15 protein-coding genes are annotated in these 15,968 nt (G+C 42.6%); 5 read left to right on the forward strand and 10 right to left on the reverse strand.

Going from position 1 to position 15,968, the window contains the following annotated elements:
- Positions 1-53 precede the first annotated feature (53 nt).
- Genes AB657_RS15515 through AB657_RS15530 form a run of 4 tightly spaced genes read left to right on the forward strand, consistent with a single transcriptional unit; the run spans position 54 to position 5,008 of the window.
- A complete protein-coding gene (locus AB657_RS15515) occupies positions 54-983 on the forward strand; it encodes a dihydrodipicolinate synthase family protein (RefSeq protein WP_047247335.1) in 930 nt (309 codons plus the stop codon).
- 22 nt (positions 984-1,005) lie between these two features.
- Positions 1,006-2,736, forward strand: coding sequence for a DUF885 domain-containing protein (locus tag AB657_RS15520; RefSeq protein ID WP_047247336.1), 1,731 nt, complete (start codon positions 1,006-1,008; stop codon positions 2,734-2,736).
- A gap of 5 nt (positions 2,737-2,741) precedes the next feature.
- A complete protein-coding gene (locus AB657_RS15525) occupies positions 2,742-3,749 on the forward strand; it encodes a 4-hydroxyproline epimerase (RefSeq protein WP_047247337.1) in 1,008 nt (335 codons plus the stop codon).
- A gap of 5 nt (positions 3,750-3,754) precedes the next feature.
- The gene (locus AB657_RS15530; protein ID WP_047247338.1) at positions 3,755-5,008 is read left to right on the forward strand and encodes an NAD(P)/FAD-dependent oxidoreductase; all 1,254 of its coding nucleotides are present in this window, start codon (positions 3,755-3,757) and stop codon (positions 5,006-5,008) included.
- Positions 5,009-5,051: 43 nt separating this feature from the next.
- On the opposite strand, the gene AB657_RS15535 is transcribed toward AB657_RS15530, so the two are convergent.
- Both AB657_RS15535 and AB657_RS15540 read right to left on the reverse strand, forming a co-directional pair.
- Positions 5,052-6,053, reverse strand: coding sequence for an alpha/beta fold hydrolase (locus AB657_RS15535; RefSeq protein ID WP_047247339.1), 1,002 nt, complete (start codon positions 6,051-6,053; stop codon positions 5,052-5,054).
- Between the two features lie 195 nt (positions 6,054-6,248).
- Positions 6,249-6,761, reverse strand: a complete 513-nt coding sequence (locus AB657_RS15540; protein WP_047247340.1) for a VOC family protein — start codon at positions 6,759-6,761, stop codon at positions 6,249-6,251.
- A 156-nt stretch (positions 6,762-6,917) separates the two neighbouring features.
- Between AB657_RS15540 and AB657_RS15545 the strand changes: the two genes are divergently transcribed.
- Positions 6,918-7,196 (forward strand): winged helix-turn-helix transcriptional regulator, encoded by a 279-nt coding sequence (locus tag AB657_RS15545; RefSeq protein ID WP_047247341.1) that lies wholly within the window; start codon positions 6,918-6,920, stop codon positions 7,194-7,196.
- Between the two features lie 23 nt (positions 7,197-7,219).
- On the opposite strand, the gene AB657_RS15550 is transcribed toward AB657_RS15545, so the two are convergent.
- The 8 genes from AB657_RS15550 to AB657_RS15585 all read right to left on the reverse strand — a co-directional run bounded on the left by AB657_RS15550 (position 7,220) and on the right by AB657_RS15585 (position 15,965).
- Positions 7,220-8,740: a S41 family peptidase gene (locus tag AB657_RS15550; protein WP_047247342.1), complete on the reverse strand. Its 1,521-nt coding sequence runs from the start codon at positions 8,738-8,740 to the stop codon at positions 7,220-7,222.
- Positions 8,741-8,804: 64 nt separating this feature from the next.
- Positions 8,805-9,572 carry an AraC family transcriptional regulator gene (locus AB657_RS15555; protein ID WP_198146909.1) on the reverse strand — a complete coding sequence of 256 codons (768 nt, stop codon included), beginning with the start codon at positions 9,570-9,572 and terminating at the stop codon, positions 8,805-8,807.
- 88 nt (positions 9,573-9,660) lie between these two features.
- On the reverse strand, positions 9,661-10,713 hold the full coding sequence (locus AB657_RS15560; protein ID WP_047247344.1) for an alpha/beta hydrolase: 1,053 nt from the start codon (positions 10,711-10,713) through the stop codon (positions 9,661-9,663).
- Between the two features lie 189 nt (positions 10,714-10,902).
- Positions 10,903-12,303, reverse strand: coding sequence for a pyridoxal phosphate-dependent decarboxylase family protein (locus tag AB657_RS15565; RefSeq protein WP_047247345.1), 1,401 nt, complete (start codon positions 12,301-12,303; stop codon positions 10,903-10,905).
- Between the two features lie 90 nt (positions 12,304-12,393).
- Positions 12,394-12,930: a DUF4269 domain-containing protein gene (locus tag AB657_RS15570; RefSeq protein WP_052958764.1), complete on the reverse strand. Its 537-nt coding sequence runs from the start codon at positions 12,928-12,930 to the stop codon at positions 12,394-12,396.
- Between the two features lie 322 nt (positions 12,931-13,252).
- The gene (locus AB657_RS15575) at positions 13,253-14,578 is read right to left on the reverse strand and encodes an FmdE family protein (protein WP_047247347.1); all 1,326 of its coding nucleotides are present in this window, start codon (positions 14,576-14,578) and stop codon (positions 13,253-13,255) included.
- 12 nt (positions 14,579-14,590) lie between these two features.
- A complete protein-coding gene (locus AB657_RS15580; RefSeq protein WP_047247348.1) occupies positions 14,591-15,565 on the reverse strand; it encodes a permease in 975 nt (324 codons plus the stop codon).
- Positions 15,558-15,965 (reverse strand): OsmC family protein, encoded by a 408-nt coding sequence (locus AB657_RS15585; RefSeq protein WP_047247349.1) that lies wholly within the window; start codon positions 15,963-15,965, stop codon positions 15,558-15,560. The genes AB657_RS15580 and AB657_RS15585 overlap by 8 nt, the downstream gene beginning before the upstream one ends.
- Positions 15,966-15,968 lie beyond the last annotated feature (3 nt).

Raw genomic sequence — 15,968 nt, forward strand, 5'->3', positions numbered from 1 at the left:
TACCAAGGTATTCTATCTTCTACATAATTTTATCAAAACAAAATATATAAAATATGGCAGTTTCATGGAGCGGGGTTATGCCTGCGGTTACTACAAAATTTACAAAAGACGGTAAATTAGATTTAGAAATGTTTCAGGTTAATATTGAAGCGCAGGTTTCAGCAGGGGTAAGTGGAATTATTCTTGGAGGAACTTTAGGTGAGGCCAGCACGCTTACCACTGAAGAAAAGGAAACATTGCTTAAAAAGACTTTAGAGATTGTGGAAGGTAAGGTGTCCGTAATCTTGAACATAGCGGAGCAAACCACACAAGATGCCATTAAAGTGGCGCAAACAGCGGAGGCAAACGGTGCAAATGGCCTCATGGTGTTGCCCCCGATGAGGTACAAGGCAAATGACTACGAAACCGTAACGTATTTTCAAGAAATCGCCAGAAGTACCAAATTACCGATCATGATTTACAATAACCCTATAGATTATGGTATAGAGGTTACTTTGGATATGTTCGAGACCCTGATCAAAGAAGAGAATATACAGGCAGTAAAAGAGAGTACTAGGGATATTTCCAATGTTACCAGAATAAGAAATAGATTCGGTGATCGCCTTAAGGTCTTGACCGGGGTAGATACCTTAGGGTTAGAGAGTATCCTCATGGGTGCAGATGGTTGGGTAGCAGGTTTGGTATGTGCTTTTCCTGCAGAAACGGTTGCTATCTATAAACTTGCCAAGGCAGGTAGAATTAAAGAAGCATTGGATATTTATAGATGGTTCTTGCCGTTGCTAGAACTCGATATAAACCCGCAGTTGGTACAAAATATTAAGCTGGCCGAAGTTGCTACCGGGATAGGAACAGAAACCGTACGTGCCCCAAGATTACCATTGCAGGGAGCGGAACGCGAAAGAGTATTGAAAATAATAAAAGAAGGTGTTGCATCAAGGCCGGTTTTGCCCGAGTACCTTAATTTAACCGAAGTATTAGCCTAATCAAAGACCTGAATATATAATTATGACCATTAGAAAGCTTCTTATCTTGCTATGGCTGTTGCCTATAACGGTACATGTCTCTGCGCAAGACAGCAAAAACAGTGCGGCACTTTTAAATAAGATTATTGCAGAGGTAGAGGAATTTAAATTGTACGATTCCAGTAAATATCCTTTGGGCAGGTACCTACCGGAAATTTACAAGAAAGATGCTGTATTTGCTGAAAAGAAGCTAAAGGAGCTAGAAGAAATTCAGGTAAATCACCTGTCCGAAACAGATGGTATTTCACTAGAATTGCTTCGTTTTAGTCTTACCAATAGGGTAGACAGGTTTAAACATGGCCTATATTTAAATCCGATACAGGCGGATCAGGGATTTCATTTAAGCCTCAATTACCGCATAAGACCTATACGGAGTTATGAGGATGCAAAAAGATACCTGAGTGTTCTTAATGATATACCCCGTTTTGCAGATGAACATTTTGTTGTTTTAAGAAGTTCTTTGAAAAAAGGGGTATCTCAACCCAAGGTTATTTTCGATGGCTACGAGTCTACCTATAACCAGCATATTACGGATAGGATAGAAGACAACCAGTTTTATGAACCTTTCAAAAATTTGCCAAATACGCTTACCGGTGCGCAGAAAGATTCTATTATGGAAGCGGCGAAGGTTGCTATTGAAAAATCGGTAGTACCAACTTTTAAGAAGATCAAAACTTTTTTTGAGAAGGAATATCTTCCCCAAACAAGAAGTACTCTGGGTATTTCCGATACACCTGGTGGTAAAGAGGCCTATCAGAACCGGATTGATTACTTCACCACCACCCATTCATATACGGCAAATGATATTCATGAAATAGGATTGAAGGAAGTGGCCCGGATCAAAAAAGAGATGCAAGAGATTATAACATCTGTTGGGTTTAAAGGGGAGTTTGTAGATTTTCTAGAGTTTTTAAGAACCGACTCCCAATTTTATGTAACGGAAGGAGAAGATCTTTTAAAAGAAGCTAGAAATATTGCCAAGCAAATAGATGCAAAATTGCCCGCTTATTTCTCAACCTTGCCCAGAAAGCCATATGGGGTAAAGAAGGTTCCAGATGCGCTTGCCCCCAAATATACAGGTGGTAGGTATTCCGGTTCCCGAAGTGCAACAGAGCCTGGTTATTATTTGGTGAATACCTATAAACTGGAAAGCAGGCCCTTGTATGTGTTGCCATCGCTTACCTTACATGAAGCGGTACCGGGCCATCATCTACAAATGAGCCTAAATCAAGAAATGTCCGATAGTATTCCAAGGTTTAGAAGAAATATGTATTTGTCTGCCTTTGGTGAAGGTTGGGCATTGTACACCGAATTTTTGGGTGACGAAATGGGCATGTACAAAACGCCTTATGAAAAGTTTGGTAAGTTAACCTACGAGATGTGGCGTGCAGCCCGGTTGGTGGTAGATACGGGTATTCATGCAAAAGGATGGACAAAGCAACAAGTGTTGGATTTTATGAAAAATAACACGGCCTTGTCGTTGCATGAGATCAATACCGAAACGGATCGGTACATTGCATGGCCCGGACAGGCATTATCTTATAAGATGGGAGAATTAAAGATAAGGGAACTAAGAAAAAAGGCAGAAAAGGTATTGGGGCCCGATTTTGATATTCGTAAATTTCATGACGTTATTTTAGGACAGGGAACGGTTACTTTGCCCATTCTTGAAAGACGGGTCCATAACTATATTGAAAATGCTAAAAAGAGCTGATTTGAATGAAGAAACATGTCTTTAAGTGTGTTGATGGCCATACCTGTGGCAATCCTGTCAGGTTAATAGTCGAAGGAGCCCCTAAACTAGAAGGGGCCAATATGAGCGAAAAAAGACTCCATTTTCTGAAGGAGTACGATTGGATCCGAAAAGGACTAATGTTCGAACCTCGCGGACATGATATGATGAGCGGATCGTTTTTGTATCCGCCTAGTGATCCCAATAATGATTTTGGAATTCTCTTTATAGAGACCAGTGGGTGCCTGCCCATGTGCGGACATGGTAGCATAGGAACCGTTACCATGGCTATAGAAGAGGGTGTGGTGACGCCAAAAGTGCCTGGTAAAATTAGGATGGAAACACCTGCGGGATTGGTGGAGGTTACCTATCATCAAAACGGCCATAAGGTAGAATGGGTGAAGCTGATGAACGTAGGTTCTTACTTGGCTGCTTCCGATTTAAAGGTCACGTCCAAGTTTTTAGGGGAACTGACCATTGATGTTTCCTACGGAGGAAATTATTATGCCATAGTAGACCCCCAAGAAAATTTTTCGGGCTTACAAGATTATACCGCTTCGCAGTTGATTGAAATGGCTAGGGAACTTCGACAAAAAATAAACGAAACCTATCCGAACAAATTCATACACCCAGAAAATACTTCTATCAAAGATGTTAGCCACATTTTATGGACAGGTAAAACCATTTCTTCCGATGCCACGGCCAGAAATGCCGTTTTTTATGGTGATAAGGCTATTGACCGTTCGCCTTGCGGTACGGGAACCTCGGCAAGAATGGCGCAATGGTTTGCCAAAGGAAAATTGGGGTTGGGTGATGAGTTCGTGCATGAGAGTTTTATCGGTTCCAAATTTGTAGGAGTACCGGAAGCAACATGTAAAATAGGTGATTTTAACGGTATTATACCAAGTATAAAGGGATGGGCAAGACAATATGGTTATAATGAAATTTCGATTCATGAAGACGACCCTTATGCTTTTGGTTTTCAAGTGATATAGTTGTTATGGGAAAAAAGATAGTAGTTGTGGGAGGTGGTGTTATAGGACTTTGTTCCGCGTACTACCTTCATAAGAACGGACATGAGGTAACGGTTCTCGAAAAAACAAAAGGAGGAATGGGAGCTTCCTTTGTAAATGCGGGCTATCTTACCCCAAGTCATATAATTCCGTTGGCCGCCCCCGGCGTTATTACCAAAGGGCTATCTATGATGATGGATAGTAAGAGTCCTTTTTATATAAAACCCCGATGGGATTTTGATTTTTTTAAATGGGCATGGTCTTTTTATACATCCTCGACCAAAGAAAAAGTGGTAAAGGCGGCCCCGGTCCTCAAAGACATTAACCTTCTAAGTAGTGGTCTGTATGACGAGATCAGAAATTCTGGCGATCTGGGAGAATTTCATTTGGAGAAGAAGGGCCTATTAATGTTATATCAAACAGAGGTTTCCGAAGAAGAGGAAAAGGGCGTAGCCAATAAAGCCAAACAATTGGGTTTAGAGGTAGGGACGTTGGATAAGGACCAATTAAAGGCATTGCACGGAAATACTGAAGTTGTGGCCAATGGTGCTGTTCATTATCATTGCGATGCACATAGTACACCCAACGTTTTTATGAAAAAGATGTACGAATATCTAAAACATGCCGGGGTAAATATCATATATGAGGAAGAGGTAGACGGTTTCGATATTACAGATGGCAAAATAAATGCAGTCCGTACAAAGAACCATACCTATAAGGCAGATAATGTAGTACTTGCATCCGGTTCTTGGAGTGGTAATTTAGCCAAAAAATTAGGAATCAATTTACAGGTACAAGGGGGGAAAGGATATTGTATCAATGTACACAGACCTACGGGAATTGAGTATCCGGCTATTTTAATGGAAGCCAAAGTGGCGGTAACACCAATGGACGGATTTACACGTTTTGCGGGTACTATGGAATTTTCTGGGGTCGATTATAAAATTGATAAGGGCAGGGTACAGGCCATAGCCGATGCTGTCCATAAATACTATCCTCAGATTAGAATTACCGAAGAGGAAATAAACAATGCCGAATGTGGTCTGAGACCGGTATCGCCAGATGGGCTTCCGTATATTGGCAGAAGCAATTCATTGAACAATCTTTATGTTGCTACAGGGCATGCCATGATGGGATGGAGCTTGGGGCCTGCAACCGGAAAATTGATTTCAGAGATTGTTGATGATAAAGAGACGTCTATGAATATTGATGCCTTTGACCCCCACCGATCGTTTAAATAGTGAGGCCAAGGAAGATCTTGGTTCACAAAGAGACACTTATCGATTACTCTTTCATAAACTGTATCAAAGGTTTTATAAAACCGTTAAATTTTTCGATATGGGGTAAATGGCCCACATTTTCCAGTTCTACCAAGCGCGCATTGGGTATTTCTTTTTGGGTTCTTTTTCCCAGTTCGTTGTACAGACCCATTGTTTTTCTTACTTCTGGAGTAACTAATGGTTTTCCCAAGGCCGTACGGTCCCTTGTGCCGATTATTAAAAGTGTAGGTGCGGTAACGTGCTTAAACTCGTATACGACGGGCTGGGTAAAGATCATGTCGTAGGTCAATGCGGCATTCCAGGCAATGGTTTTGTAATCGGAGTTTAGCGTCCACCCTGCCAATAAATTTACCCATGGGTCATACTCCGCTTTCCATTGGTTGTCGTAATAACTTACCAATTGATACTTTTTAATGCTTTCGTAGTTCTTTTTAAGTTCGTTATTATACCACCATTCTACCGGTTTATAGGGCACTTTTAATTTCCAATCTTCCAGACCAATGGGGTTTTCTAAAATAAGTTTCTCTGTAGTGTCTGGATACATCAAGGCAAAACGTGTGGCCAACATACCTCCCATAGAATGCCCTAAAATGGCCGTCTTTTTTATGTCTAAAGAGTCGAGTAATGTTTTGGTGTTTTGGGCAAGCTGCTGAAAGGTGTAATGAAAATGATGGGGCTTGGACGATTTTCCAAAGCCGATCTGGTCGGGTACGATTACACGAAACCCTTCGTTTGACAGCGCTTCTATGGTTGTTTTCCAGTAGGCTCCATTAAAATTTTTGCCATGGAACAATACAATGTTCTTGCCATTGTAATTCTTTGGTATCACATCCATGTAAGCCATTTTTAAATCTTGGTTCTGAATACGCAGCTCCAAAACCGAGACCGGATATGGGTAGGGGTAGTTGGCCAATTCAATATCTAGCCATTGTAAATTATCCGATTGTGCTTTTGACTGTTGAAAGGTACCTAAAATCAATAAAAAGGCCCATAGTACTTTTTTCATGCTTTCTGTTTAATGTTACGACTACTCGTTCACAGAACCGGTAGTGGTATTCAGTCCCCAATTTTAGGGTGTTTTCCTTGTTTTTTGTTCTAACGGGATGTTAAAATCGTTTATGGTTAACAATCTTTATAAGGTCTTCAAAATCGTACCCATCCCCAAAAACAAAATATCCGACTTTACTCGCACCCCGAAACCTTATTTTGCGTAGGCCCCAGAGGAATAGGTAAGTTCGTAACTATGGGTGTAGATTTCAAAAACGATTCCGAAGGGGTCTTCCACATAACACATTTTAAAAGGTTTGTCTTCTGGATAGTATTCCCTGATCGGCATTCTTTGTTTGCCGCCGTGGGCCACAATTTGGTCAATGAGTTTTTCAATATCGGGATCTTGTACGCAAAAATGGAAAAGACCGGTATTGAAGGGATTAAATTCAGGAGCTTCCTTGATACCGTTCGGAAAGGAGAACAGCTCTACCCCAATGCCGTCGGAGGTGGACAAATGGGCAATTTCAAACTCTGTCCAATTCTCACCAAATACGTCGATACACATTTGGCCAATGGCCGTCTCTCTCTCCTTTTTGATCATGGAAGGTTCCATAATAATGTACCAGCCCATTACTTCCGAATAGAAGCTAACGGCTTTGTGTATATCGGGTACCGTTATTCCGATATGTGAAAATGATTTAGGATAATTGGTATTCCTTGCCATATGTTTCTTTTTAGAGGGCAAGATTAGCTTATATTTGCTTCATAGGCAATAACTTACCAAAAAGTAGTATAGTTACCAAAACGAGTAAAATATTGAATATTAATAAAATAAAAACTATAATTGAATAAAGATAATAGTTGCCCCTTACATTACACGATGAATTTGATCGGTACCAAATGGAAACCTCTGGTTTTGTTTCATTTGTTGGAGGGGCCTTTGCGGTCGGGCGTATTGCAAAAGAAAGTCCCGGGCATTTCCAACAAAATGTTTACGCAGACCGTACGGGAGTTGGAGAAAGACGGACTCCTATCGCGAAAGGTCTTTCCCGTGGTTCCACCAAAAGTGGAGTACGGCCTTACGGAACGGGGAAAATCCTTGGGGCCCATTTTACGTAGCTTGGACCAATGGGGTTCCAAGGATGTTCGGGGGCGGTAAGCCTTTTGTCTGTTTCGGCGGTTTTACCGGTTTTTGTTCTTCCTTATAAGATCGATTGTAAAATCCATTTGAGTATCCCTGTTTTGCAGAAAGTCATTATACGATTGCGGTACATCATAATCAGGAATAATGCCCCTGTCGTACCACTGGTTCGACTTCTGGGGTACATCCTGTTCCAAATTTACGACCGAAAAGAAAACGGCCATTCCTGATTTTGGCAAAATGTATCCCATCGGGGTATGTCCGTTGTGCCCATAATAACCGCCCATGGTTTCCTCTCCTATTACGGTTGTGTTGTCGTTTCCGGCGACCATTGCGGCAAAAAGACTTCCTGCCGATGCCACCCTCGGACCTATCAATAAATAGATATTTCCGGTAAAGGCATGTGGCCTTGGTTTTCTAATCTGGTGGTCTTCGTTGTTTTCGTCTTGGTAGAACTTTCCATCTATCTCTTCCGGAAAATTATTTTTAAACATTTTATTGTACTTGCCTGCGCCCAGTGGCCTTAAAAAACGGGGGATTTTTGTAAAGGCATATTTAAGATAAGGGAGCTTTTTAAAGCTGACCCAGGCTTGTTTGTTTTCCTTAAAATCCCTTTGGGTAAGGTAAGAATAGGTTACTAGGTCGTTGGGGTCGGTACCACCGCCATTGTAACGAACATCAACGATGAGGTTTTTAATCCTCTTGTTTTTTATATGGGTAAACACACTGTCTAAAAAGGTGAGGTACCTGCCATGTGACGAAGATTGTTTGTTTCCCAAAGAAAAACTGTTTACCGTTAGTATGCCGGTATCTCCATCTATGTCCTTGTAACTGTAGGTTTCCCCTTCTTCCCAATCTTTGTAATCGACCTCATCAAAGGCTATGGAGTGCCTTTGCCTTACATTTTTGTAATAATCCGTATAGGCGATTCCCTTTAGGGTAGCGTTTTGGACCTCATTTGAATTATGGGGCCTGTACGCAACCTCAAATACAGGAGATAGGCCATAGTGCAATCGGTAATATTTACTAAAATTGTATGTTATTCCTATGCGTTTTCCAGTGGTATTTACACCATCGGTAGTGTAATATTTGTATAGGTTTTTTATGATATCGGACATTTTTATAGTGTTGATCGATATAATTTCGGCCCCAAGCGGTATTTCTCCCTTGTCAAAATTTATGATCCACTTACCCTCTATCCATTTGACGGGATAGGGGAAATAACCGTTTTGTTCCTTTTTCATCGATTGGTTATATCTCTCCGGTAACCTTGTATCGTTGTGCAAACTGCCCTCAAAATCGGTCAGTTGGCAAATGATGTTGTAAAAATCGCCATAAGTATTCGCTCGGTCGATTGCCCGGTCCGCCCAGGTGTAGATGCTGTCGATTTGTTCCTTGGTGCGGTATTTGTACAGTCCCGAATTGGCCTTCAGGCGTATGTTTTTAAACACTTCAAGGTCTTTGCGCATCCTTTTTTGCGAAAAAGGGTCGTCAACGGATTGTGCAAGGCCGATACATGAAACCATAAAAAAAAGAAGCGGGAAAAAGACGGTTTTCTTCATTCGGAAATTATTTTTTTCCAAAAGTAAATCTCTGTCCGTCCAGACACTTGTAAGATATTGGCAATTATAAAATTTCGATAAGATGTGTTTGGTATTTTTTTGGGGAAACACCGACAAAGCGTTTAAAGGTTTTTGAAAAATGGGCCATATCGGTAAAATTGTATCGATAGGCAACATCCGTAAGTTCGGTATGTGCGTCTATGAGCTCTTTGCACGAAAAAACCTTTTTCATCAAAATATAGTTCATTGGGGTCATACCCGTTGTGGCCTTGAATTTTTTGACAAAACCATATTTGTTGATGTTGGCCATTCTTGATAGGTCGTCCAAATTGAATTTTTCATGGATGTTGTTTTCAATATAGAGATCGATCTCATTGAAATCGCTAAAATGCGGCTTCCCGTGGGTCCCCATATTTTCCTGTGAATGATATTTTATGGCATTTGCAAACCGATGCAAAGCAAGTTCGATTGTTTTTGCATTGCCGGTATCCATGGCTTTGGTCAGTTGTACGAATAATAGGTTGGCCTTTTCGTTATTGATCTTTCGGTTTTCGAATGTGATGTTTTTTCCTTCGAACAGGTATTTCATCAGGTCGCCTGACAGATAGATGGTGTCGAATTTTAAGGCAACCTTTGATTCGCTTAAGGGATTGGCGTGTATCTCATATGGGTTGGTAATAGATATGCTGCCCTTTTCACTAAAAAAACTTTGGTCTTCAAACTCGATCTGTTCAATACCTTGATGGATCAACGAAATACAAAAAGTTTCATGAAAATGCATGGGGAAATCGGCCGTTTGCCCATCGATGTTGATATATTCTAAATTATCCAAAAACATGGTTGTTTCTCTATTTCATACCCCATAGTAGCCCCTTCTATGGTAGGGTGAAGATAGCGAATTTTACTACGTGACCGTCCCCCTATTCGCAATAGGCGCTTCTCGGGTTGCTTGCCGCCCCGCACTTGAACAAGTAGTTCGATTGTGCATACAAGGGGGTGGGGTCGTCCGTGACCACCAAAGGCTCTAAAGCCTCGCCATCGTAGCTGGGCATAGTTATCTGTTCCACGGAACCATTGCCCAGAGCCACATTTTTTGCAGCGGAATTTCCGTTAAAGCTATAATCGATCAGGGCATCCAAAAGGCGGTAAATGCCATAATAGTCGTAGGCATCATAGGCCGTCTGTGTATTGGGAAGGTTATGTTCGGCCGAATAGGTATAGCCGTCCACCGTGCTGCTTTTGATCAAAATAAAGTCCTTCTCCGAGTCCGCTATATTGATGTTCTTAAAAATATCGATGGCCATACGGTGGTCATTGGTCACATCATCATCATAGACCTGGGTAATGAGTTTGGTATTAGAGGGGAAATTTTGCAATTGCGTATCGGTCAGGTCGTATGAAAACCACTGTGCCATGGTAAAGATAAAGCGACCGTTTTCGCCCCAGCCTTCTTCCACAAAGCCTTTATAGGCCAAAGAAAAGGTAGCGCCTCCTCCAAAAGAATGTCCCATAAAACCCACTTTTTCCGTAGCTACCACTTCGGGGTAATCGCTTACCGCCTTTTTAAAACTTTCCCATAAGGTTTCGTAGCGTTCCTCTACCGAAACCCCTGTGGTCGGATAGGGTGCAAAGACCACGGCGTAGCCTTTCTTGGCGATAAATTCGTAAAGTCCAATGTTGTATTCACTTTCCTCGCCGCCATAAGGGTGCGAATAGAAAATGGTAGGTAGGGGGCCCGTTGCTTCCTCGGGGTAGAAGACTTCCACGTCTTTTCCTTCGTAGGTGGGACTTTCAAATGCGATTTTCGCCACGGTGTAGGTGCCATCGCTACCATAACCTTCTGTGGGTTTGTTAATGGGGCCTTCCAGATCATCTACAACAGAAGGTAGGGTCGGGTCATCGTCTTCCTTGGCATCGTCGGAACAAGCGCTTAAGATGAGCAAAGCCAAAATCATACGGGCTAGGGCTTTCATATCTAATTTTATTAAAGGGGTTGGGTTAGTGTGAACGTTTTGATTGGGGTATTTATTATATGATAGCGGTTGTAATAAAAGGTGATTAGTGTGACCGAGAATACGTCCAACGCTCTTCAAAGGGAAATAGCTCCATTCAGGAACATTTTTAAGCATCGTAAGTAAAATGCTCCTAATGGTAAAAGGTATCTAATCATTCGTAAGGGCTTTTTGCAATTCATCGATGATGATTTCAACATCCTCCGAAGTGGTCCTCCAATTGACAAATGAAGCCCTGATGGCATGTCTATTGTTGTACATGGTCGGTGTCATATATACTTTTCCAGCTTGGTTCAATCGTTTCAAAAAACCGACTACCTCATTTTTTTCCTTTCCGTTAAGGGTGAAGCAAACATTGTTCAGCCTTACCGGGGCCAATAGTTCAAACACTTCACTTTTGTCAATGGCTTCGCCCAAACGCTTGGCCAAGGTTACCGAATTTTCAACGATGTCTCGGTAGCCGTTTTTGCCATAGGCCGTTAAGGAAAACCATGCCGGTAAGGCCCGAAGGCGTCTTGAGTTTTCGGGCAAAAAGTTCAAATAATTAAAATCTTCCTTCGGATTTCCCAAATAGGGCGCATTCGAATTTTGAAAGGTTTCCATTTGCAACACATTATGATGCTCCTTTATTAGAAAAACGGCACTGTCATAAGGTACGTTCAGCCATTTGTGACAGTCAATGGTTATACTGTCGGCGTGTTCCCAGCCTTTTACCAAGTGTTGGTATTTGGGGGAGCAGGCGGCAAAAGCACCAAAGGCCCCATCGATATGCCACCAGAAATTATGCTTTTTCCTCAATTTTGATATTGCCTTAAAATCATCATAATCGGCGGTATTCACGGTCCCGGCACTAGAAATCAGTATAAAGGGCTGTCCGTTCAATTGTTCCATTTTCAGCAATAGGTCTTCCATACAAATCGATTCCCTGTTTCCTGTTTCAACTTTGACCTTTTCAAAATTAGTGCTTCCCATTCCCAACATCGACAATGTTTTTAAGGAAGAAGAGTGGGGTACGGCCGAAAGTATTTTTATATCCCCGGAGAGTCCATTTTTGGCAAAATCGAGGCCTTTTTCCTTTCCGACCCACTGTCTGGCGACACCAAGGCAGGTAAAATTGGACATGGTCGCTCCGGTAACGAACCCTCCTAAAAATGTATCGGGAAGCCTGAATAAGTTTAAAAGCAAACGGATAGTCTCTTTTTCGATAAGCATAGAGATGTCGCCTTGGGCATTAATGGTTTGTGGGTTTTGGTCGTAGACGGTTGCCAACCAGTCTCCCATGATCGAGGCAGGAGTGGTTCCTCCGATGACATAGCCCAAATACCTTGGTCCCGGCGCACCAACAATCAGGTTTTCGAATTTCTTATTGAACAGGTTAAGGGCCTCCAATCCACCTATCCCTGCTTCCCTTAGTTCCGAAAATTCTAGTTCTGAATCTTTTTTTGATGTTGGCCGATCGTTAAGGTGGTTTAAATAGTCCAGTCCTTGATGTTTTACAGCTTCAAGAAGGGTTTTCAGATGTTCCAGGTCGTATTTCAATTGTTCGTTCATAAAGGAAGTTTTTTCGGTCACGGCTAAAATAGTAAATAAGTATATCCTTATTCTAGAGGCCGGTATTTTAGGAAGAAAATCATGGTTTGGTTAAAAAGAGGCGAGGTTCAGTTTAAGTAACTCTTCGTATGCATTTCCGGGGAGGCCCAACAGTTTGGCAAAGGCAGGCTCGGTTTTGAGTCCCGAAGCCTTTAGCTCCACGATCGCTTTTCTAAATTCACTTCCCTTTTGTTGTAGAATAAGGTGCTCAATTAGCATATGGCGATAGGCATTTTGTTTTTCGACGGGAACGTTTTGTCCAAAGATCTCGAACTCAAAATGGGGCGTGCTAAAACTTGCGATGGTCGCCAGAACACCGTTTTGGGAAATAGTGGCCAACTTAAATTCATTCTGGTCACCAAACTGTTCCTGTAGGTGCTTTGAGAAGGCTTTGTGGTCTTGGCATTGACAGATGATATCCAAATCACTTTCTGGTAAATCGATAGCTATGGGAATGGTGCCCGTTACAATGGGGTCATAATTTTTTAGTTTGTCATAGACTTGGTATTTCTTGATCTCGTAATAGGCGATTTTTTGCCGTTTATTGCCATGTTTTAGGTAGTCTATATGTTTAAAGCTATGGGTCAAATCGTACTCTTTTTCATACAAATATAGAGCTAACTACATTCGGTTAAGCAACGCCTAAGGGAACTAATTGCCCTTCAATCCTTTAGCTGCGTCCTACAGAAAGAGAGGATGGTTTTATTTAGGAATACGTTTACATGAAATAAGTGGGGCGGCTCCAATATAGGGGTATTGGGACTTAATCATTCGAAAATTGCCCTATAAAAAAAGGCCCGGTTTGTATACCGGGCCCTCTCTTCTTGCCGCTAGTGTTAGTTAACATCGAGAATAAGCTTCATGGCCTTTTCCATTGTACCGGGTTTAAAACGGGAGGTGATCGGTTTATTTACTTGCCCTGATCGCCTTCCAGGCATTTTTCTTTGTCCTTGTTAAGAATGTCGGTCTTTATAAAATCGTTCCTTAAAACAGGCTTCCATTTAAAATTGGTGGCTTCTGTAACGGTAAAATTGTTCTTAGGGTTGGTAGACAATAGGGTTTCGGTAAAATCGTCTTCCATTTTTTTGAGCTTGTCCAAGTCGCAGGCCGGCAGTTCCCCTTTTATGGCAAGGGCACCCAGCTTGTCTATTTCTTCGGGTTTCACCCCTTTGTTCATATGCACGGTTACGGTCTTTTTCGTATCCATACGCTGCACGGTAAAAAGGCCGTCAATATCCTTGGAAACATAAAAGGTGTTGAACTGATACCTTCCCCCCGTGGTGTATATGGCCGCATCGGTCAAGCAGGGTGAGGGTTGGCTTACGATACGGGTATTGGTACGGTCTATGGGTCCGTCGGGATACAGTTCGTTCAGGGCCTCTTGCAGGGCAAGATGGCCCACTACCAAGCCGTCGCAAAGGTGACCGTGAAATTTTACAAGGTCGTCAAGGTCTATATCTTGAAAATGGCCTATACGCCCCTTGGAAAAATCGGTATCATTGACCCGCATTCCCGTTTTTAGGCGATTTTTCTTTTTAGGAAGGTAGAGCTTAAAAGAACGGTCACCTGAGGTAATTTTATCCAAATGGCCCATAAAGGTTTGGTCGTTCCTTAAATAATGGACATGCACAAAGCTTTTGGAACCTGTAAAGATTCCTTGGTGTTGTTCCGAATAAAAGCCTATCAATTGGCCTTTCTCGTTTTCGGATGTGAATTTTTGTGATTTTACATCAGGTTTATATCCTTCCACTTCCGGATTTCTCGGCGTAACGATATGTACGGTAAGCTCGTTATATTCTCCAGCGACCTTAAAGGCAAAAGGTTCCTTCAGGTCGTAGCCCTTTTCTTTGGCCAGGGATGCTACTTTGTGCTGAATGTCCTCAACGCTGTTCAATGGTCCGTCAACATGGTACACCTCCCATTCGGGCACATTGCTATACACAAAAAAAGGGGAACGGATATCCCAACCCTGACCCACAGCGGCTTTTCCATCCTCAAAAGCCGAGGCATGGAAGGGCTTGCCGTCCACAACGGTTATTTCACCCTTCATACGGTCATAGGGTCCCATGCCGTATAGGTGCGATTTCTGGGGAAGGGTATCCAGCCAGACCTTAAGGTCGTAGGTGTTGCCCATATCCTTCATCGCCCCAACGGAATGTACGGTGGGTACGGTCTGCCCTAAGAGAGACTGCGATGTAAAAACGATGATAGAGAGAATAAAAATGACTTTTTTCATGGATGCTAAAAATTACAAGATGAGGTTAAACAGATATCCCGATAGGATGATGCACAGCGTTACGATCCCAAAGAAAATAGCGATTAGCTTTAGTGACATCACTTTTTTGAGCAAGGTAGCTTCGGGAATGGAAAGGCCTACCGTGGCCATCATAAAGGCAATGGCAGTCCCTAGGGGTACTCCCTTGGCCACAAAGACCTGAATAACGGGAACAATACCGGCGGCATTGGCGTACATGGGTACGGCCACCAACACCGCTAGGGGTACGGTCCACCATTGGCCACCGCCCAAGTATTGGTTAAAAAAGTTCTCGGGCGCATAACCGTGCATGGCGGCGCCAATGGCAATACCTATGATTACGTACAGCAGCACGCCCTTGACAATATCCCAGGCGCCACGGGTAATCTCAGGCAAACGATCGCGAAAGCTTCGTTTCTCCCCTTGGAATTCGGCCTGTTGCATTTTGTTTTCAAGTATTTCCTTGACCCAATCGGACAATAAATGTTCCAAGTTCAATTTGCCCAAGAGCCAGCCCCCAAGGGAGCCCAAGAGAATTCCCGAAAGGGCGTAGATCAAGGTGGCCTTTACCCCGAACATCCCCAGAAACATGGCAACGGCCACTTCGTTGACCAGCGGGGAGGTAATCAGAAAGGCAAAGGTGACCCCCAAGGGAATGCCTCCCTGTACAAAGCCGATAAAAAGCGGAACGGACGAACAGGAACAAAAAGGGGTGATGGCACCAAAAATAGAGGCAAAAAAGTACTCTAGCCCGTAGAGCTTTTTCTTGTTCAGGTAGTCTTTTAATCGCTCTATTGGGAAGTAGGCGTTCACTATCCCCATGATGAAAACAATAAAGAATAGGAGGATAAGAATTTTCAAGGTGTCGAAGACAAAAAAATTCAAGGCGATACCCAAATGGGTATCCGCACCTATTCCAAACACCGAATAGATCAACCAATCGGCAAAATGTTGCAACCAATCAAACATTTGTAACAGTGTTTATGGTCCCCGAAATGGAACATGAAAGCTTTACGGTGTTGTAAATGGTGCCGAACTTTTCGATGTTCTTTTTCAATAGGGCCGTGTTCAACTTGTCATCATCGCTGTAGATCGTTAAGCTGTATTCGATGGCATCCATTCTAGGAGGACTCTCAAGACGCGTGGCCTGTACCTCCAATGTGGTTTTGGTATAGGAGAATCGCATCATGGTAGAAAAACGCTCTACGTTTTTTAGCATACAGGCAGCAAAGGCTCCTAGGAACAACTCGGCCGGATTGGGCAGACTGTCAGCGGTTTTTGAAGTAGTTTCAAAATCGATGTTCGATTCCTTGATATGGATAGTGGCATCGTCATTGGCCATCGAGGAAGCTTTGATTTGGTAGTCCATCGT

The organism is Maribacter thermophilus (genome assembly GCF_001020565.1).
GTDB lineage: Bacteria > Bacteroidota > Bacteroidia > Flavobacteriales > Flavobacteriaceae > Maribacter > Maribacter thermophilus.